The 20,385-nt window shown below is 65.8% G+C and carries 17 protein-coding genes; 13 read left to right on the top strand and 4 right to left on the bottom strand.

Annotated elements, in window-relative coordinates; genetic code table 11:
* The first annotated feature begins 244 nt into the window (after positions 1-244).
* Positions 245-4,294, top strand: a complete 4,050-nt coding sequence (locus AOM45_RS27780) for a hypothetical protein (RefSeq protein ID WP_156093632.1) — start codon at positions 245-247, stop codon at positions 4,292-4,294.
* Positions 4,295-4,376: 82 nt separating this feature from the next.
* Here AOM45_RS27780 and AOM45_RS27775 read toward each other — a convergent pair whose 3' ends face one another.
* Positions 4,377-5,105: a glutaminyl-peptide cyclotransferase gene (locus tag AOM45_RS27775; RefSeq protein WP_051782882.1), complete on the bottom strand. Its 729-nt coding sequence runs from the start codon at positions 5,103-5,105 to the stop codon at positions 4,377-4,379.
* A 648-nt stretch (positions 5,106-5,753) separates the two neighbouring features.
* On the opposite strand from AOM45_RS27775, the gene AOM45_RS49895 reads away from it, so the two are divergent.
* From AOM45_RS49895 to AOM45_RS27760, 3 genes are all read left to right on the top strand, one after another.
* Positions 5,754-6,641 (top strand): inositol monophosphatase family protein, encoded by an 888-nt coding sequence (locus AOM45_RS49895; protein ID WP_162185614.1) that lies wholly within the window; start codon positions 5,754-5,756, stop codon positions 6,639-6,641.
* A gap of 19 nt (positions 6,642-6,660) precedes the next feature.
* On the top strand, positions 6,661-7,218 hold the full coding sequence (locus tag AOM45_RS49890) for a helix-turn-helix domain-containing protein (protein ID WP_081901897.1): 558 nt from the start codon (positions 6,661-6,663) through the stop codon (positions 7,216-7,218).
* A gap of 248 nt (positions 7,219-7,466) precedes the next feature.
* Entirely contained in the window at positions 7,467-7,817 is a 351-nt protein-coding gene (locus AOM45_RS27760) for a hypothetical protein (protein ID WP_156093631.1), read from the top strand.
* Between the two features lie 206 nt (positions 7,818-8,023).
* Here AOM45_RS27760 and AOM45_RS27755 read toward each other — a convergent pair whose 3' ends face one another.
* From AOM45_RS27755 to AOM45_RS51905, 3 genes are all read right to left on the bottom strand, one after another.
* Positions 8,024-8,290, bottom strand: a complete 267-nt coding sequence (locus AOM45_RS27755) for a helix-turn-helix domain-containing protein (RefSeq protein WP_030465911.1) — start codon at positions 8,288-8,290, stop codon at positions 8,024-8,026.
* A 430-nt stretch (positions 8,291-8,720) separates the two neighbouring features.
* The gene (locus tag AOM45_RS27750) at positions 8,721-9,560 is read right to left on the bottom strand and encodes an SDR family NAD(P)-dependent oxidoreductase (RefSeq protein WP_030465910.1); all 840 of its coding nucleotides are present in this window, start codon (positions 9,558-9,560) and stop codon (positions 8,721-8,723) included.
* A gap of 29 nt (positions 9,561-9,589) precedes the next feature.
* Positions 9,590-10,621 carry a GAF domain-containing protein gene (locus tag AOM45_RS51905; RefSeq protein ID WP_030465909.1) on the bottom strand — a complete coding sequence of 344 codons (1,032 nt, stop codon included), beginning with the start codon at positions 10,619-10,621 and terminating at the stop codon, positions 9,590-9,592.
* Positions 10,622-11,035: 414 nt separating this feature from the next.
* Here AOM45_RS51905 and AOM45_RS51135 point away from each other — a divergent pair, with 414 nt between their 5' ends.
* The 9 genes from AOM45_RS51135 to AOM45_RS27700 form a co-directional block, all read left to right on the top strand.
* The gene (locus tag AOM45_RS51135; protein WP_156093630.1) at positions 11,036-11,926 is read left to right on the top strand and encodes a hypothetical protein; all 891 of its coding nucleotides are present in this window, start codon (positions 11,036-11,038) and stop codon (positions 11,924-11,926) included.
* A gap of 125 nt (positions 11,927-12,051) precedes the next feature.
* Positions 12,052-12,867, top strand: coding sequence for a DUF7178 family protein (locus AOM45_RS27735; RefSeq protein WP_156093629.1), 816 nt, complete (start codon positions 12,052-12,054; stop codon positions 12,865-12,867).
* Positions 12,868-13,160: 293 nt separating this feature from the next.
* Complete coding sequence (locus tag AOM45_RS27730; protein WP_156093628.1) at positions 13,161-13,811, top strand: hypothetical protein; 651 nt, start codon at positions 13,161-13,163, stop codon at positions 13,809-13,811.
* Between the two features lie 73 nt (positions 13,812-13,884).
* The gene (locus AOM45_RS27725) at positions 13,885-14,700 is read left to right on the top strand and encodes a hypothetical protein (protein WP_051782880.1); all 816 of its coding nucleotides are present in this window, start codon (positions 13,885-13,887) and stop codon (positions 14,698-14,700) included.
* Positions 14,701-15,367: 667 nt separating this feature from the next.
* A complete protein-coding gene (locus AOM45_RS27720; protein WP_081901894.1) occupies positions 15,368-16,246 on the top strand; it encodes a DNA-processing protein DprA in 879 nt (292 codons plus the stop codon).
* Entirely contained in the window at positions 16,243-17,040 is a 798-nt protein-coding gene (locus tag AOM45_RS27715) for a YgjP-like metallopeptidase domain-containing protein (RefSeq protein WP_030465903.1), read from the top strand. The genes AOM45_RS27720 and AOM45_RS27715 overlap by 4 nt, the downstream gene beginning before the upstream one ends.
* 57 nt (positions 17,041-17,097) lie before the next feature.
* Complete coding sequence (locus AOM45_RS27710; RefSeq protein ID WP_428829532.1) at positions 17,098-17,940, top strand: deazapurine DNA modification protein DpdA family protein; 843 nt, start codon at positions 17,098-17,100, stop codon at positions 17,938-17,940.
* 104 nt (positions 17,941-18,044) lie between these two features.
* Entirely contained in the window at positions 18,045-19,967 is a 1,923-nt protein-coding gene (locus AOM45_RS27705) for a ParB/RepB/Spo0J family partition protein (protein ID WP_030465901.1), read from the top strand.
* An 86-nt stretch (positions 19,968-20,053) separates the two neighbouring features.
* Positions 20,054-20,385, top strand: a 332-nt coding sequence (locus AOM45_RS27700; RefSeq protein WP_156249743.1) for a hypothetical protein, incomplete at its 3' end; no start/stop codon positions are given.

Here is a 20,385-nt window from a genome sequence, read left to right as displayed (position 1 = left end):
ACGGTCGCCGCGAGACATGCGATTGTTCTGAGCCTCCAGCAGCCTGCCAGGCGCCCGTGGACGATCAAGGCCAACAACAGCGCGTCACTCGACTGGACGTGATCCAACAGATCTGCGCATCACCGTCCCGTCCACGACGCCAACTCAGCACTACAACGGCCACTGGTGCTGCTCGACTCGACGCCGAGAACAAAGCAGAACTCGTGCGACCGGACGGCATCTCGCGTGACGCCATACTGTGCAGGTGGCCGACCACGTCCATAACGTATCCACCGGCACGAACTACGGGACCGTGGTTCAGACCGGTGAGCTAACCATCACGGGCCCTGCCGTTCCGGCGATTCCGGTGGACATGGCGGCGCGCGACCCGAGTTCCGTGGTCGCCAGTGTGCTCACCGATGGCTTCACCGGCCGCGCCTGGCTCATCGCCAGGATCGACGCCTTTGTCGACGAACACCCGTGCGGCTACGTGTGGGTCGAGGCCGGCGCCGGGATGGGCAAGACCGCACTTGCGGCGCACCTGGCGCAGGAACGTGGCTGGATCTGCCACTTCTCCCGGTACGCGGCGGGGTGGTCGATCCACGTCGGCCTCCAGAACCTCGCCTCCCAGCTGATCATCCGGTACGACCTGTGGCGGCTGGTGCCGGATCGGACGTTGCCCGACTGGATGTGCACCCCCGGTGGGTTCGAGCAGCTGCTCTCGGAAGCCACTGCGGCCGCTGAGGGCGAGAAGGTCGTGCTGCTCGTCGACGGTGCCGACGAGGCGGAGGCCGGGCCGCAACCCTGGGGACTGCCGAGTCAACTGCCGGCCGGGGTCTACGTCGTCGGCACCTATCGCACCGGTGGTGCACCGGCCCGCTGCGAGTCGCCACACGCGGTGCTCCGGCTGTCCGCGCTGGACGACGAGAATCTCGAAGACCTGCGCGCACATCTGCTCCAGCACGCTCCGGCCGAGGTGCCGGTGGACGAGTTGGCGGCGCGATGCGGCGGCGTGTGGATCTACCTCAGGTACGTGCTGGAGGAGATCCGGCTCGGCCTGCGACGCCCGGAGGACCTCGCGGATCTCCCCGGTGACCTGATGTCCTACTACCTGGCGCAGTTGACCCGCTGGCGCGAGGACGAGCATTGGCACGACACGGTGCTCCCGCTCGTCTCGACGTTCGCGGTGGCGGGTGAGGCATTGCCGCTGGACGCCCTGGCGCGTCTGAGCGGCGCCGACCAGAACTTGGTGGAACGGTGGTGTCTCGGCAAGCTCCGGCCATTTCTCACCGCTGTCCCGGGTCCGCCGCGGCTGTTCGAGATCTACCACGCGAGCCTGTTCGAACTGCTCACCGCTTCCGCGCCGCCGCAGAGCGAGGAGGAGCTGGCCTGGGCTGATCTGCTCGGTCCCGCGGCGCTGGCCGCTCACAGCCGGATCGCGGACCAGTGCCTTGCGAGCACGGACTCGTACGCGTTGCGCCACCTGACAAGCCATCTGCTGTTCGGTGGACGTCCCGACGACCTGGACGCGCTGTTGTCCGAAGAGGTCGACGGCAGGCTCAGGTGGTTCACCGCGCACGACAGCGCCGACAGCCTCGACAGGTACGTGGGCGATCTGAACCTGGCGCTGTGGCACCACGCCACAACTGCCGATGCCGAGCTGGCCGCAGACGGCGTGGCGCCGAGCCTGCCATCGGAACTGCGCTACCTCCTGATGATCACGTCGATCGGCGACCTCACCGAGAGGATCTCGCTCGGACTCCTGCGCGCGCTAGCGGCGACGAAGGTGTGGAGTCCACAGAGGACGATCAGCTACGCCCGTCGCACGCCGTCGCCGTATGACCACGTGCTGACGCTGGCAACGCTGCTCCCAATTCTGCCGGCGGCGCGACACCCGGACGTCCTGGACGAGGCGTTGGCCGTCGCCGACTGGATTCCCGATCCGGGCGACCGTACGGTCGCGGTGGCTCACCTCGCAGCACACCTGCCGCAGGAGCTGCGCGACCGAACGTTCGCCGAGGCGCTGGCGCTCACCGAGCCCGATCCCGCGCTAGCCGCGTTCAAGGCGATAGCGCCTCACCTCACGACCGGGCAACTGGAACAGGTGATCTCGGCCGTCACGGCGCTGGAGAGCGCGAACCTCCGTCGCACCACGCTGATCGCCTTAGCCCCGTACCTGTCCGAGGACCAGCGCCGCCGGACGCTCCCGGCGGCGGCGCTGATCACCGACCAGGAGGCCAAGAACGTCCTCGCCAACTTCCCCCTGATCAGCCTGGACTACCTCCCCGCCAAGTTCGCCCAGGGCTTGGTTCTCTCGGCCAAGGTCAGCGCAGCCGCCGACGTGGTCGACCTCTTGCCGGAGCCGGAACGATCAGAGTTGCGGCGAACCGCGCTCGCGGAGCTCGACACCGAGGGGCAGTCCCTCACGGACAGGCTGCAGCTCGCGGCGCTGATGACCGAGGAGCAGATCGCCGGCGTACACCGTGCGATCAAAGCCGTTGACGACTCGGAAACGCGAATCTCGTCCCTCGCTCACCTCGTGCCTTTCCTGCCGGCAGGACAACGCGCCGATGTCGCGCGCACGATCGCGGCCGCGATCGCCGGTCCGGACCAGTGGGGCACACGGGCCCGCCTGCTCCCCGCTCTCGCCGAACACCTGCCGGTCGAAGGGCTTGCCGCGCTGTTCGAAGACGCGATCCGGCTCCTCGTGAAGCCGTCGGCGGACGGGTTCACCGACACCACGCTGTTGCTGCGACTCGCCCCTCACCTGCCCGCGGCTCTGCTCCCTCGAACGCTGGAGGCTGCGCGGAACCTGCCTGCGGTGACCAGGGCAAATCTCCTCACGGAGCTGGCCCCGCTGCTGCCCGCGGACCTGCTCCCGGTCGCGGTAGAGCTGGCCGAGTCGGCCGAACCCCATGCGGTGGCCGTGAACGCGCTGATCGACCTGAGCCGGTACCTGCCGACGCCCCGGCAACAGCAGAGCGCCGTCGCGTCGGCGTTGGCGGCCTCCAGCGAGATCCACGATCGCAACAGCCGGATCGCGCTGTCCGTCTCGCTGATCCCGCACCTCCCGGACGACGAGCGCCGCACGATGGTCTCGCGGGTGACCGGGACGTGGCTCAAGGTCCCCGAGGACAGGCACGCCGTGCTGCGGAGGCTGGGCGACTCGTTGGCGTTCCTTCCCGCGGACGAACTGGAGCCGTTCCTGGACGAGCCGGATCTGGTGCTCGCCCTGGCCGGACATCCGGGGCTGGACTTGCTGTCGCGCCTGCCGGAGCTGCTCAGGCGCATGTCGTACTCCAACCGGCAAGGAGAGCTGCTCAGTCGGCTGGCACCGCGCCTGTCGCTGCCGGACCGCTATCGCGCGCTTGCCGCCGCCTACGGTCTGGGAGAACGTTCGAGGGCCACGGCGCTGATTGCACTTCTGCCCCATCTACCCGATCACCAGCGCGGCACGGTAGTGACGGACGTGCTGAGCGAGGTCGTTGCGCGCCAACGGGATCTACCGCCCATCGCGCTGGACGGCCTCGCGCCCCACCTCACCGCCGACCACGTCCCGCTCTTCTTCTCCCTGGTCGAGCGGGTGAATCCGGAGGAGGACAACCCGCGGAGCTTCCTGGTGCAGGAAGCTATCTCCGTCCTTCCCGCCGAGGCCCTGCCGCGCGCCGAAGCACTCGTCTCGACGTTCTCCAGCCCAGGGACGCGGGCGAGGGTGCGCGCGGCCCTAGCTCTGCGCTCGACCGAAGCGGCCGTTGCCCTCGCGGTCAAAACGATCACGGACCACTTGGGCTCCTGGTACGACACCGACTTCACCCACGGCGTGGACGCCCTGGCCTCCCTCATCCCGCGCCTGTCCCCGGAACGGCGGCAAGAAGCCCTCGCAGCCGCGATGGCGATCTCCGACGACTCCCGCCGCACCGCAGTGCTCACCGCCCTCGTCGGGCAGTTCCCCGCAGACGAACGCACCCAGGTGATCGACGCGACGCTGGAGACCTTGTACGCCAAGTTCCCGTCGAACGACCATGCGCCGGCCGAACTCGCCCCATTCCTGTCCGCGGACCAGCTTCCCGTCCTGCTCGCCCTGACCATGGTCGGCGACCTTCACACGTCCTGCGCGTTGCTGGCTCGCGCGGCCGAACTGTCCGATGATCAGCTCTACCTGGGCGTCCTACGCAGCCTGCTGAGCGCGAACAGCCGCCGGAACTGCATGGAGATCCTCGCCGCGAGCCTTCCGAGCCTCTGTGCGATCGGCGGACCGGACACGGCGGTGCGGCTCCTGCGGGCCCTGGAGGACGTTCAGCGCTGGTGGCCGTGAGCGATCTTGTCAGGTGTTCACAACACGACTCGCTTCCCGCAGCCGCACCCGCACCCGCTTCGCGGTTACTGGCGGCGCGGTACTACGGCCTCGCCGCCAAGCGGACCTTCACTGGCCGAGGCCAACCGCTTCCCGACAGCCAGAATTCGTTGCGCGCACCAGGAATCCAAGCGATACCGCTGATCACATCTCCTTCCGCCGCTACTGATCCCGCCATTGCCGGAGCGAGGTCAGCGACCGCGGTCACTGCACGCGCGTCAAGGTCGACACGAAGCATCCAGCTGGTTCCCGCGAGGTTCGCCCACACCTGACTTCTTTCACCGTCGCGCACGCACTCCAGTTCGCCAAGGCGTCTGCTCGACCACCACCCGCCGGCCACCTCGATCACCCCCTTCTCGGCGAAGGTGTCTGCGTCTCGCAACACGAGCCGCATCGTCCCTTCGCTTTGCACCAACTGGGTTCCGTCGTCGCACAACCCCCAGCCTTCACCGCGGTACGCCACCCGACGCTGTTCGGCCAAAGTGGACTGGTCTCTGGCGATCGCGACGTTGTCCTTCAGGGTCAGCTGCCACACAATCCCCGGCCGGCCTGGGCGCAGGCTGACAGCGACCCCCGACATCGTGCGGCGAGGCTGGTCTGTCAGCTGGATTCGCTCGACACCGCTCGTCGCGTCGATCCCACGGATCCCTCCGCCCTGAGGTCGGTTGATGCTCTCGAGGAGCACATCTTCGCCGTTGACGAGGCCTGTGCCCTTGCTGTCGCCGCCTGCCATCTGCCCGACGACCGCGGCAGCGAAGGTCTCTACCTTCATGACTCGGGTTGAAGCGGTGGTGGCCAACGCTGTTCGAGCAGGAGGAGACAGTCCTCGCCCTGGACGGGCCCTCTCCACGCACGTGCACGCAGTCAGAAAGACCCCAGCCGCGACAGTCAGAGCCAGGATGCGCGCAAGGTCCCATTTGCGACCACCAAAGAGATCAGGGGTAATCCTGCGTCGGTGCAACATTCAAACTCCCATGCCCAAACGAATCCAAAATTCCACACAGCAGAACTTCAGACCGCTGCCGCCTAACTGCCTCGAAAACTCGCCTACCGAGGCGGCCTAGCGCGATGTGGCACAGGTCCTACTTTCCATCTGCTGCACCTATCGATGTTCACACGAACGCATGGAGATGTCGTCGATCCGGTAGCCAGGACGTGCAAAAACAGGCAGCTCCCACTCCAGAAGCACAAGCCTGCCCGACCTACGACGTGGCCAGCCAGCAGCCGTTCTTCCGCCGCCCGGAAACTCGATTTCCAGTCGACGGTAAGCCAATTTCCATTGACTGAAAGAATGACAATTCCGCAGCGCTATTGGTGTAGCCTGAGGTCACCTCTCCTCCCCCACGTGCATGACGACACCTGCGCGAGTCCATGCCTTGGCGCATTCACTCGCCGGTCCGCACCAAAGGGGGACTTAATCGTGTTCACACACGTCGAGCGGCTCTCCGCATTCGCTGGACACCTTGCCGCACATGCAGCCCGAGAGATCTGGGCCGACCGCCTGCGCACTGCCGGCGGGCCGTACCGAGGCGCCCGCCACACCTCGAGCGGCCTGCTCGTGCCGGCCGCCATGTCTTCGGAACACCTCACTCGCGACCTGATAGCGCTGCATCGCCCCGGAGACGCAGTACTGGACGAGAAGCCAGCCGCGTCCGGCCAAATCACGTGGATCATCGACCCGCTCAGCGGTGTCGACAACTACGTCAGCGGACTGCCCAGCTACGCGGTCTCCGTCGCAGCCGCGCTCGACGACGTCGTCCTGGCGGGCGCGGTTGCCGAACCGCACAGCCGTCGGCTCTGGTTGGCAGGCCTGGGACAGGGCGCTCAACTGCGCGACCCTGCTATCTCCACCGACTGGCTCGAGATCCGCGTTGGATCGACGCAGCTCTTGGAAGATGCGCTGATCAGCACCGGATTCTCCGCGGCTGCGGCGATCCGCGCGGATCAAGCCGAACTGGTGGCGAGGCTTCTGCCTCAGGTGGCCGACCTGCGATGTGGCGGCGCTCCCGCGCTGGAGCTCTGCCGTGTCGCCGCAGGATGGCTGACGGCCTACGTCGAGCACGACGTAGGCCTGAGGGCCTCCGCGGCCGGCCTTCTCATCGCGCACGAAGCAGGCGCCACCGTCCACTGGCCAGGCCACAAAGGACCAGGCGCACAACTGGGCGACCCAGTCTTCGCCACTGCGCCAGGTATCTCCGACGCACTGCTGGAAGCACTAGCGCACGCCAGCGCCGCCTCCGTGCGTCGATCCAGCCAGCCCCCGCCTCCCAGGTCCCCGCTCACCTCCTCACCAAGCCGCACGGCCTGAAACCGAAGGGGCGCAAGCAATGCCTAGGAGAGCAATCGACGAATGCCCCCGGTTCAACCCCGAGGCGTTCCACGCCGTGCGCAAGGCCCGAATGAGCCGCCAGAGCCTCGGCCGTCAGACCAACCTGTCGCAGCAAACCGTTGTGCGGTGGGAAACCGGCGTGAGCACACCGTCTGCACGGAACCTGCGCGCCGCCGCACAGGTTCTGCAGGTCCGACCTTCAGACCTGCTCTACCCACCCAGCGGCGATCCCTCGCTTGCCGATCTGCGTATGAACCACGCACTCACCACCGCCGAGTTGGCCGTGCGCAGCGCTACCAACCTCGGTCGTCTGCAGTTCTGGGAGCGCACCGGCAGCCTTGGCACCGCCGACGAAAGCCCGCCACTGCTGTCCGCGTTCCTGGGCCTCGCCACCGACACCATCGACCGGTATCTCCTCACGGGCCAGGTACCCAGGACGATCACCCGCCGCCTCGCGCGAGCATTGCACGTCGAGCCGCTGGAGATTCAGTCCGCCTTCGACCGCACCGCCGCCCTGTACGAGGCCGTGCACCACGAACTCAGGAGTGCTGCATGATCTACTGTTCCTCGCGCTGACATAGCCAATCACAGACCGCACAGATTGCCGGCAAGGGTTTCCGAACCGGCAATCTGTCGTGCAAAGAATCCGCCGGGATCAGCATTAACCAATATTCGCACCATTCGTTGACGCCAACCCGCAAGCGAGCTTCTCTTAGTTCACAGAGCGAAGGCGCAATCCGGCCATAAAGCCTAGGCGCGCACGCTTCCACTGATTGAAATCAGGAGAGGCCAACTATGATTCGCATGTCCATCAGCCGATTCACGAGCGTGCTTGCCATTGTGGCAACCATGGTCGGCATCGGCGTCGTCAACGCCCAAGCCGCAACCAACGAGCCCATGCCACAGCCCACCGCCTCCACAAAGGACTGCACGGGCTACCCGTTCTCGACGGGCGACTGGGTCAACATCCGAGCGACGCCGGGCGGCCTGCCAATCCTTGGTCAGTCCATGCGCTTCGACCACTACAGCTGGCCGAAATGGCCAGACGACTACAAGGACGACGCCTGGATGCTGACCACGAACCTCCGCACTGGCGTCCGAGGCTGGGTCTCCCTGCAATTCGTCGACTGGTACCAGCCCACCTGCATCGCATAGTCGATATGTTGATGCGCACCTAGCGTCCGGTCGGTGCGCATCAACCGATCCCAGGAAGGCTCGCGCTCACCATGAGCGCGAGCCTTCCGTCGAGCGTGGCACGAAGAGTCTGGCGACGGCGAAGCGCACGGCCGGCGAGATCCGCATACGACCGTGCGCCTCCAGTGCGTCGACGAGCTGATGGTTCGCCGACGAGGTCTGTGCCGTCAGCTCGCCACATCCGCGTGTTCGAGCTGATCGGCGATCGCGCGCATCAGCGGTCCCACCTGATAACGCCCGTCCTCGTCACGCACCAGCACCTTGTTGTCGACCAACCCCTTCAGCAACCGGTGCGTGGTGCTGATCGGCAACCCGGCGCCGGCGCTCAGGTCGGACAGCCTCTTCGATGGCTGCCCCTCGGTGAACTGCCTCAGAATGCACGCGAACCGCTCAGGAGCGCTGACCTGCGGCGACTTCTCCAGCTCTGCGTTCATTTCTGTCCTCCCCTTTGGCATGACTTCATCGCGACACGTCGGTTCAACCGTCCGCCGTGCCTTGAGCTAACTGACGTTGACGTGATCGAGAAGCAGAAGAGCTCCACGGGCGGGCCTGTGACCACGCCGAGGTACCAGTACGACAGCAACATGGCCATCACGGGCCCGTGAGCAGATGAGCCTCCGGCAGGCGGGATCCAGGCCGAAGAGCGCAAGAGTGCGCTGTGAGGTACCAGACGGTGGTTGCTGGAAGCTGAAGTTCGCCGAGACATGTCGATCCCCGATCGCGTTCGAGGCCAGCACAAAGCTGCCTCACCACTGCGTTTCAGGGATCAGCCCGATAGCGACAAAGCCAACCCAATCGGAATAGTCCGATTGGTCCAGCGTAAGCAGTGGTCCCGATCACGTCAAACGATGTCACCGATGTGGGTCATGGCCGGCGGAGCTGACGCCGCACTCGCCCGAGGAACCGTCCTACCGCAGGCAGCGCATCCTGGTAGTGACCGCCGGCAAGGCGGGCGAGGATCGCCACCAGCCGGGCGTCGTTCCCCACGAACACCCGCGCCCGACGGCGTTCCGCTCCACTTAGGATGATCGCCGCAGCTTCCTCGGGATCGGTGCGTGCGACGCGCTTCTCGAAGCCCCGGATCACCGCGTCACGGTGCTCGCCTGCCGCGAAGAGGCCGTTGCGGACGATCGAGGTCCGCACTCCCCCAGGGAAGACACACGTCACCGACACCTGGGTGGACGTGAGCTCTTGGCGCAGCGACTCGCTGAAGCCGCGGACGGCGAACTTCGACGAGTTGTACGCGCTGTACCTCGGCATCGCCAACAGGCCGAAGGCGCTTGAGAACGTCACGATCCGGCCGGCTGGGGAGCTGACAACGGCTGGAAGATGTGCCTTGACCGTGTACATCAGCCCCCGCCAGTTCACCGACATGACGCGCTCGATATCCGCGACGTCGGAGTCGAGCAGACTGCCGCGGTGAATGATCCCGGCGGCCGCGAACACCGAGTCGACACCACCCAGCGCTGAGGTCGTCGCGGCCGCAGCTGCCTGCACATCGATCCAGTCCGTCACGTCGACTACCTGGGCCAGCACCTGTGCGCCGATCGCTTCACAGCGGTGAGCGACTTCCGCAAGGCCAAGAGCGTCGTGATCAAGCAGCGAGAGCCGAGCCCCACGTCGCGCGAGCTCAACGGCCAGAGCTCGGCCAATCCCTGCCGCAGCGCCGGTGATCACCGCGACCTTGCCCTCGAAGCAGCTCACGATCCAGCACCTTCCCCGCGGCGAACAACTCAGTCGACCTTCCCATGATCGGAGAGAGTCAGGGTGACGAGCGCAGCGGTGGTGTGTTGATCCAGAGCGATGAGCGCAGCGGATACCGCTACTTTCATCCACTCTCCGTCCTCCCTGCGGAACCGCAGAACGCCGTCCGCCCGCCCGCTCGACGCCAGTTCCTTCGACAAGCCGACCGCGCTGCGCAGGTCCTCGCGGTGAATCGCGGGGTGGTGTGGTGAGTCGAGCGTCCACGCGAGTCCGGGCATGGGGTTGTCGAGCCACTTCAACAGCCTCATGGTGCGCAGGTCGGCGATCGCCCGCCATCGTCCGGGCGTTGCCTCCGCCGCAACGATCTGCTGAGCGAGCAGAACCGGCGTGGGAGGCGGCGCGGTCGGCACGCTTTCCGCAGGTCCGATGTCGTGGGTGATTCCCCGGACGATCAGCTCAACCCTGCCGCCAGGAGTTTTCACCTCAATGCACCGGCACGCGAAGTGCACTGCACGCCGAACACCGTCGTCCCGGTTCACGGTCCACGTGGCCAGGTGCTCCGCACCCGCAGTCGCCCTGACGATGAGCGCCAGCGCCTTGGCCTCGTCGGCGTTCGTCGTGAGCCGCTGGTAGGCGAACAGCTCGGCCAGGTCGTGCTCGTTTCGCCACCTGTCCGGTCTAGTCCCGTACAACCGCAGCAGATCGTCAGACCTGCTGCTGACGTGCAACGTGAGGTTGATGTGCCAGGCACCAGCAGGATCGCGGGGCGGCGGATCCTCGTCCAACGGCCCCACCCACAGGTACACCCCGTGGACCAGCCCGCCGTAGGCGAGCAACGGGTGCCCGATCACGCGGCGTTTGCCCGTGGTCGTCCGGGCCTCAACTGACTGGCGCCCTTCAACTATGCGAGCAGTGACGCCGAGTGCGTCGGCGAGGAACGGCCCGCGGCCGAGCACGGAACGAAGCGGAACCATGTTTTTCGGGTTGCTTCCAACAGCGAGCACCGTCGGCTCGCACCGAGAACCCCCGAAGGTCTCGACCAACAACCAGTCGGCCGCCATCGCTCCGTCCCCCGGTCGAAGATTGGCCTGCTCAGGCAGGCTAACTCCACTACCGGATCCGCGCTTGGAGCTTCTCCAATGCGCTCGCGGCGAGGTCTTCAAATCACGCGGTCGAGTGAGTACTTAAGTTGGCTTCAGTCCATCAGACCCGGCTTCGGGATCAGTGGCAGCGGTAGCAGGTCTATGCGGCGGTTGAGGCAGATTCCCGATGTTGTCCCGCGTGCGGCGGGCGACCCACACGATGCACCGTCCCACCGAGAAGCTCAAGCCCAAAAGAGGGGCTTGCCCTTCTCGGCGCGCCAGTGCATTTCGTGTGCGCCCGCCGCACGCGGGACAACACCGCGCTGTGTGGTGAATGAGCGCATGCGTGGCGGGTGTCGAAGCAGATCTTCCTGCGCCACAAGGAGTTTCGTCATGGCTACCGCGCCAGAACCGGCCCTCGAAGTGCGCTGGGTGCACACCGGCATCTGCGCGCCCTACTCGTTCTCGATCAGCGGATTGGCCACGGTGGAACACGACCGCGGCGTCGCCTTCAGCGCCGAACTCATACACCCGGAACTCGGCGTGGTCGGTCGCATCACCAACAGAGGTTGCGGCGACGATACCGAGTTCACCGCCCACGACGACACGCAGTTCGGAGACCGCGAGCTCAAGCAGTTTCTGCAGCAATGCCAACAAGACAACGAACCCATGTTCGCCGACGTCCTGCACGTCCTTCTCGACGAGATCATCTACGAGGCCGAGACCGCCGGCATCGTGGCCAATGCCGGCCGAGGCAACCACCTTCTCGTCCGGAGCTACCTCCCTCGCCGCGCGGCGCTCTGGGGGCCTGAACGAGGCGACCCACTCGTCTGCCGACGAATCGTCCTGCGCCAGGACGCTCGCGAACGACTGGCTGCCAAGCTGTCCAACCATCCGGCATACGGTCTCGATGACGAGTCCGCGTACTGGCAGATGTTCAACGGCGTCGAGTGGACGCCCCTGCTCGGTCGCTCGCCTCTGACCGCGCTCGAGAACGAGACCAGGATTCGCAGGGCTGAACAACTGACTCGCGAGCTGCCCGACCCGGACGTCTACTACTTCGCCGTGCCGTTCAGCGACGATCTGTTCCTGTTCGGCAAGCCTGGCAAGCGCTTCATGCTCATCGGCGATCGCAGCGACGTGATCCACTCCGACGAGTGGTGCCAGTGCACCACGAAGAGGCAGCGCACCGTCCGGTTCGAACGGTGGCGCCCGACCGGGCGGGACGAGTCCGGCGTCATCCACGCCGCCAAACATTGCCGACGCCTCGTCCGCATCGACTAGTTCGTCGCAACGGCACGTCTACAAAAGGCCGGTCGCGTTCCCGAGGGAGCGCGGCCGGCCTTTGTCGTGCGCACTCAAACCAAACCCCGTCAGTTTTCATGAATCGAACGCGAGGAACTGACAACATGACTCCCGCTTGCGACCATCCGTGGTTTCAGATGCACCCAGTTAGTCCCGAAAACATTGTGCGGCACTACGAGCTCGCAACGTCCGGCGAGATCGAACGAGGCATGCGTTGGTACCGAGACGCCAATCATGTCGCCGTAACCATCGCGGACGGTGACGCCCATCTTGGCGCAGGCATGTTGGCCATCTATTCGCCACAGCAGGGCTGGATCGAAAACATCCTCACCGCAGCACGTGTGCTCCAGGAGCGGAAGGGGATCGGCGGCCCCGGCTCTGGCGCGTTCGCGTCTGCGCTGCAGAAGCGTGCTGCCGATCGACTCCTGGCCGGCGAGCGATACGAGGACCTCCTCACCGGTCCTAAGATCCGCGACTTCGCCCACCTCATCGAGCACGGCGGCGACAAGGATCCGGCAGATCCGCACGTCGTGGTGGACCGGCACGCCATCTCCGTCGCGATCGGATACCCGGTCACCACCGAGGAGTACGGCGCGGCTCCCCTCAAGGGGGCCAAGCGCCGCGACGGTTCGATCAGCCGTCGGCACTACGACCACGTCGTCGATCAGTACCGGTCTGCTGCGGAACTGACGACCGCCAGTTCCGGCCGCCTTGTCGCGGCGCATCAGGTCCAGGCCGTTACCTGGCTCGTCCGGCAACGACTGAATCAGGAAACCGAGCAGCAGCGTGGCCTCAACCCTCTCGACAAGGCACGAAATCGAGCCCGCGCCAATTCCGAAGAGGCATGGCAAGCCTTCAGGGAACTCCACCTACCCGAGTTGGCCGTCTTCCCAGGCACTGGCTACCTGTCCGCCGCATAGCACTCGAATCTCGAACCCCTACCGGGAAATTTGAACCTCGCTGCGCCAATAGAGCGAAAGGGAGCAGCACTATGTCGCAGGACCGCCAAGCCGCCGAGTCGGCGCGTGCAGAACTCGCCAGGGAACGGGCTCGCGCCGACTCGTTCGAGATGGTCAACCGAGCGCAAGCCGCCAGCCTTCTGGAGCTGGCCGCGCTCTCCGCGGAGCTTCGGTGCCAGGTTGCCGACCTTGCTGACGACGCCTTGAGCTCGGAACCCGTTCCCCCACAACGTCTACGCAACGTCACAGGTCGCATGAACGGGTTGGCGCAGACGCTGAGCAGAGCCGCGCACGGCTACACCGGCGCCCGGACCACCGACATGCTGTACCGGACCGTCGACGACGATCTCCGCTCCCACAACTGGACGCCTCGACCTGATCAAGGCCTGCAGGGAGTGCTGCCACCGATCCCGATCTCAGAGATCGGCGACGGCGTCCGAGGCTTCACCCGAGGCTGGCACCGCGGGCCCCAATGGATCACGTTGTGGTTCACCAGTCCGACGACGATCGCCTACGCGGACAGCAGCGATCATGGCCGCCTGCCAGACGTCGACGCCGTACATGCGGTGATCACCTCTTCTCGTTCCTTGTCCGCGTCAGCGTTGGCCGAGTGGGCGGCTGCATGCCAGCAGGCCCACATCACTCCGTTCGACGCGCCCTACAGCCGAGTGTTCGAGCATCTCCGCGCCGGTCCCTGGTTCGAGATCGATGTCGACCGATGCGACGAGTACGGGGTGCGGACACCCGGCGGTCTCGGCAACACCTCCGAGTGGGCGAGCCCGAGCGATCCCGACTTCAGGCTCTACGCCTGGGGAATCGGCGATGAGCCCGCTCACGTCCGCTACTGGGCCGGCCCCGTGGTCGACATGGCCCATCTGGTCCAGGTGACCGGCGAATACCGCTGACGCTTCCCGTTCCAGGCGCCTCCAGCTCGAGCTGCCGGTTCCGCACCCCTCACGAAGGTCGAGGCAAACAACCATGCCCATCAACAACCTGGCGAAGGCTTCTCCGAACGAGATCGATGCCGAACTCGCCCGCCTGAACGTGGAACTCACCAAGGCGGAGCAGACCCTCGTGGCGCTCAGGAAGCGTCGTCGAGATCGCATCGAACGCGGCGAAGTCGATCTGGCGGACGAGTTGGTAGTCCAGATCGAGCAGGCGTGTTCTGCTGCCGACGCGTGCGAAGCCGCGGCAATGCCCTTTGAGCAGGAGTTCACACGGCGCGGTGGTTGGACGCGCGCCTGGCTCGTGCTCAACACCGGCGGGCACGTGCATCGCACCACCGCCTGTCGAACCTGCTTCCCCACCACGAAGTTCGCGTGGCTCACGCATCTGTCCGGACGCGACGAGGTGGAGATCGTCGATCTGGCCGGCAAGGCCGCCTGCACCGAGTGCTACCCGAGCGCACCGGTCGAGGTCCGAAATCAACCTAGTCGAATCAAGACCCCTGAGCAGCTCGCACGGAGCGCCGGGCGAGAGCAACGGGCGCGTGCAAAAGCTGCGAAGGCAATCTCTTCCCCGGATGGAACTCCCCTGCGCACCAAGCACTGTGGACTGATCGAGACCGAGTTCACCGCCCGACGCTCGTACGCCGACTTGCTGAGCTACGCCAGGTACTTGACGCGGCAGAACGTGGTCTTCCACCGCGCCAGCATCGCCGAGCACCAGGAAGACGCACGCCTCATCCTCGCCGCGCTGTCGGCAAAGCACGGCCGCACCGAAGACGACCTGCGTGAGGAGCTCGCGCCCAAGGTCGAAGCCAAGTGGACGCGCGAGCACAGCAAGTGGGGATGACGACCCAGCCCTGATGTCTCTCTCACGTGAAGCCCGAAGGAAGGTCCAATGTGTACACAACAGTGGGCTGCGATCCCAGTGTTTCCGTCATGCCCTGAATGCGGCGGCGACCTGCAGCTACGTCCGGAGGAAGACCTCAGGTACGTCTACTGCGTTCGCGGCACCTGCCCCTTCAATGGAGACAACGCAGGCGACGTCGTCATCCAACACCTCCAACCTGACGAAGGCTGGCCCCGTCCCGAGATGGAAGGCCGCAAGATCCCCTGGATCACACCGGTCATCGGTGACCGAGTCGCTTGGGCCGCACTCAACGGAGCACGTGTCCGTGAGGCGCTGAGGCACTGGCTTTGCCAGGTCTGCGGTGAGTCGTTGGACCGGCGATCACGAGCGTGGGTTGCGGTTTTCGAGGGTGTCGTCGCTGAGGGTGGCGCGATGCACAAGCGGTGCTTTGCCTTCTCGGCAGCCGCGTGCCCTGCGCTCCGCAAGGAGCGTGCGCGCACCGTTGTCGTCGAGGTTCGTCACGGCGACCAGCGCAACGCCTGGGAGGCGGTCATCGGACGCCTTATCGCCCACGGCATGTCACACGGTCAACTGCCGGATTCTCTTCCCCTCTAGAGACTTTCCGCCGCTTCGCCCTCGCGACCAGGCCGCTGAAAGGGAGCTGATCATGTCCTCAGATGCAGAGCTTCGCGCTCGTCTCTACTTGTTGCGCGTCTCAGAACCTCCAGCACCGGCACTGCAGCAATATGTCGCTGTTCACGGTCCGGTGGAAGCTGTCGTTCAGATCCGGGAGGGAACTGCACCAGCGGCAGTTCTCGGCGAGATCCGTCGGTCCGACATCGAGATCGACGACGACCTGGACGCCATCGAGCGCGGCGAGGCGCGTCTTCTCACACCGGAACACGACGACTGGCCGTTCGGCCGCTTCAGCGGGCTCACAGCCCGCGGAGCGCCGCTCGCGTTGTGGCTCAAGGGAAAAGGATCGTTGGCCGACATCACGAAGCGAGCCGTGACGGTGACCGGCTCACGCGCTGCGTCGGCCTACGGTCACTCCGTCGCCGAAGAGTTCGGCAACGGAATCGCACGTGAAGCCGTGACCGTCGTCAGCTGCGGTTCCTACGGAATCGGCAGCGCGGCGATCCGCGGAGCCCTTTCGGCTGGAGGCCGGGCGGTTGTCGTGCTCGCCAACGGAGTCGACCTGGCTCATCCACGCCCGCACACCAGCCTGTACCGAGCAGTGATCGACGATGGCGGGTTGCTGGTCAGCGAGTATCCGTTCGGGGCTACGCCGGCACGTCACCGATTCCACGCGCGTTGCCGTCTGCTTGCGGCGCTGACCGGCGCGACGGTTGTCGTAGAAGCGGGAAGGAGAAGCGGATCGTTCGCGGTGGTGGGCGTCGCCAACGAGCTCGGCCGACGCTCCTACGGCGTACCTGGGTCGATCTATTCCGCCAGCTCCCTAGGCGTCCACGAGCTGCTTCGAACCGGCGCGGCAACTCTCGCCACGTCTGTCGAACACATCGCCTACGAGGACGGTCTGCAATGACCGACGCCGGCCACCTTCTCGCTGCTCTGGGCTCGCTCGGACTACCCAGCGAGTGGCGCACGACAGTGGTGCTCCGTCCGCAGAGCCGCCTGATCACGATCAAGATCAGGTCAAATGGTGCTGTCGCCGTCCTGGTACCGACCGTGGCCACCACCGAGCGAGTGGTGAAGTTCGTCAGTGATCGTCGCTCCTGGATCAATCAGCAGCGCGAACGCTTCGAGCTCTGCGCTCCCAGGTATCCCGCCAAAGCACTCGTCGACGGCGAACCCTTCGACCTTCTCGGTCACCGCTACCTGCTCCGCCTCGTCACGACACCACCCGGCGACATCGGCAAGCTTCCCGCAATCGCCAAGGACGGCATCCTCTACGCGAAGCCTCAACGTCCCGACGTCGCTCGTCGTGCGATCGCGGGGCTCTATCGCGATGTCGGCCTCGCCTGGATGCAACAGCAAGGCCGTCCGTACGAAGTAGACGGTGGGATATCTGGACTCTCCTACGCCGTGCGCAACCTCGGCCGAAAGCGCTGGGGCATCTACGAAGGCCCGGACAAGCACCTCGTAACGATGCACTGGACGGCGTTCGCCCTCCCGATGCCGGTTGTCGAGTACGTGTTCGTCCACGAGCTGGCCCACGCCACTCAGCCCGCCGGGCGCGCTCACGGTCCGCAGTGGCGGCAACGACTGCGCCTCTGGATGCCCGACTGGCGCCGACGACACGCCGATCTCCTCGGGATGTGCCGCCACGCCTGGTTCGGCGATTGCAGGTCTGGCGACACTCCGAAGCCGCCGCTGTAGAACGGACGGTGCTCGGTGATCACGCGTCCGCCACGGCCTCGCGCCCAGTGGCCAGCGATGCGGGATCTCACTCCTGCGCCTTGGACGCGGTCCCGGATCGCGCGAGATCCAGCACGCCGAACGACTTTCTACCTCGGGACGCACCGTCCGTGGTGGCTGGCCCATAGCCCGGTACCTCTGTGCGTCTCCGCGCACACGCTGGCCGCCTATGTTCCTGGCGGCCGCGGGATGCCTGTCGCCGGCGTGCCTTACATCATCGACAGCGGCGCATACACCGAGATCCGGGACCACGGCACGTGGCGGTGGGACGAGGACCAGTACGGCGGCATGGTCTACCGCTTGATGGACGAGATCGGGATCCCGGACTTCGTGGCTCCGCTCGACAGACCAGCCGAACCGGAAGTTCTCGACCGCGCGGGCGCGACGACACTCGACCACCAGGAATGCACGCTGGAGTCCTATCTGTACCTGGCGCGCGAGTTCCCCGCGGTGCCCTGGCTGCCTGTGCTCCAAGGCTGGACTCTGGAGGAGTACGAGCAGCACGACGCCATGTACCGCAAAGCCGGGATCAACCTGGCCGTGCAGCGACGAGTAGGACTCGGGTCGATCTGTCGCCGCGGTTCAGTCCAGCCCATCGGCGTGATCGCCGAGCGGTTCGCCCGCCGCGGCTATCGGATGCACGGCTTCGGGTTGAAAACCACTGCACTCCGTGCCAACGCACACCACTTCGCATCCGCAGACAGCATGGCGTGGAGTGATCAGGCTCGGCGCACCCGATTGCGGCTGCCAGGCTGCCAGCACGCCGGTATCTGCAACAACTGCCCCCGCTGGGCTCTGACCTGGCGAGAAACAGTTATCACCGCTATTCGCGACTCCGAGCGGCGCATCTTCTCGCACTGAGCAAGGCCGTCGCTTCCGCTCCAGAAAACCACCTTCGCCCCGGCGCATCACACATTCGCGCCGGGGCTTTGCCATGCCGTCAACTCTGAAGAGAGGCCGTCGCCATGAGGAAGCTCCGCATCAAGAGCAACACGAGCCCCGAACCGGTCGTCACCCTGATCGCTACCGATCAGGCTCGCCGCTATCCGTACGTCATGCACGGCGTCGATCCGCGGACGCTGCGCACGAACCAGAACTCCCGTCGGACGCGGGATGTGCGCGAGGAGCGATCTGACCTGGTGTCCGCCGTCGAACAGTTCGGACTGGACACGCGAATCTCGATGATCACCGTCGCTGACGAGCCGGAAGGCCTCACCGTGCTCGTCGGCCACCACCGCCATGCCGCCGCAGTAGCAGTGAAGGAGGACAAGAAGCCTGATCTGCTCATCGACGTCCTGGTCCACGCGCCCGGCACCACTCCGCTGGACCTGACAGTCGCCCAGGCCATCGAGAACATGAACCGCCAGAGCTACACCCAGGACGAGGAGGTCGCTCTCTACCTGAAGCTCGAAGGACTCGGCATGGACGCCGGGGCGATCGCCAAGGTCCTGCCGCGGGAGCCCGATCAGGTGGAGGCCGGTCTCGCTGTGGCTGCTACTACGCGAACCCGTGCGGCCGTCGCCGAGCTGCCGGAGGTCGACCTGCTCATTCTGTCCGAGCTCGCCGAGTTCGAGGACGACGAAGCGCTGCACGCGCTGCTCGTCGAGGTCCTGCGCTCCAGGCCTGGCACCTTCGCCTGGGAACTCAAGCAGGCGCGCAACGCGAGGGAGCGCAAGGCGAACGAACAGGCCGTCCGCGACGAAGCCATCCGCGAGTTCACCGACAAGGGCTACGCGATCCTCGACGAGGACGACCAGCTCCCCGACACCATCGAGGAACTCGAGAAGCTTTGCGCTGCAGCTGACGCAGCGCCGATCGACCCCGCCCAGCACGCTGAGTGCCCTGGCCGTGCGGTCCACCTCTGGGTCACCTACCAGCTCGACGTGCGGGCGACCGAGTACTGCGTCGACTTCGCCTCCCACGGACATCGCACCATCGCATCGGTCGTGATCTCCTCCGCGGAGGAGAAGCTGCGCGACGCGGGCGTGCTACTCGTCGACCGCGAAGGTGACAACGTTGTCGAGCTGGAGCGCCTCTTCCACGACGCCGACAGCGACCACGCGTTCACCAGCGAGGAGCACGAGAACTGCCCCGGCCACGCCGCCTACGTCGACGACGAACTGGACGGAAATGAGGCCGACATCCGCTTCGTCTGCACCGACTACATCTCCCACGGCCACGTTCTGGACCGCGCTCTACCAGAGGAGCCGAGTCGCAGCGCATCGTGGAAAGCCTTGGAGGTCAAGCGTGCGAAGTGCAACAACGACCTCTGGGAGGCCGCTGAGCCAGTCCGGAGGGATTGGCTCAAGGAGTACTTCAAGCCGTGGCGGAGCGGCAAGGTCGCCACAAGCCACAACGGCAAAGCCGCATCTAAGCCAGCAGCCGCGCGGGCAGTCAAGGGCGTCGGTGTGAGGACGTCGAAGGATCAGGGCAAGCGGGCTCCCAAGTTCGATCTGGCTCCCAAGGTTCGGCATCTGCTCACGCGCGCGACCGTGCAGGCGACCCAAGTCATGAAGGAGGCTTCGCCGTCGCACCGCTACGCGTGCGAACTCCTCGGTCTCGCGGACCCGACCGGGACCAGCAACGCCGAGCATCCGATCGTGAAGGAGCTGCGCAAGCAGACCGTCGGCGAGGACCAGATCACGATCATCCAACTCGCCCAGCTCCTCGGTGCTTGCGAGGAGTACTTCAACCACGGCTACACCGTCAGGGGCGCCAACACCACCTGGCGCCAGCAGATCGAGGACGTCCGCTTCTACTTCGAAGCGCTGAAGACGCTCGGCTATCGCGGCTCCCACGTCGAGCAGTTGGTCCTCAACCCCGAGCTGGACAACGAGAAGTGGCCGCACCTCGTCGACGACACCGCCGGCCTCGACGAGGCGGCCTAGCAGTCCATGTCACCCCTGTCAGGCCCCGAGTTGCCATCCCGGCGGCTCGGGGCCTTCTCGCTACCACGCACGGAAAGGACCAACCCGTGTACACGTTGGATCCTGCGACCGTCGAACTCACCTTCACCAACGGCTTCCGCCATCTCGTCCCGTCGTTTCTCGCCGCCCGCGTGCGGGGCATCGACTCGGACGGAGATCTGCTGGTGCCGCTCTGCGACCGGCCGACGCCGATGCTCCGCGACGACCACACGGAGTACCTCGTACCTCTCACACCTTGTTGCCGAGCCACTGGCAAAGGTGCCGAGTGCAGCACCGGCGTGGTCTGCCGCAGCTGTTTCGAGGAGATCGGCGGCAAGTACGGCCTTGACGGCCAGATCATCGCTGAGGTCTCCCTGATGACACCAGTCAAGTCAGAATC

Origin of the sequence: Lentzea aerocolonigenes (assembly GCF_000974445.1) — a bacterium.
Taxonomy (GTDB): Bacteria; Actinomycetota; Actinomycetes; order Mycobacteriales; family Pseudonocardiaceae; genus Lentzea; species Lentzea aerocolonigenes.
The sequence above is the reverse complement of the archived record's forward strand: the minus strand, read 5'-3'. Positions and strand labels throughout refer to the sequence as shown.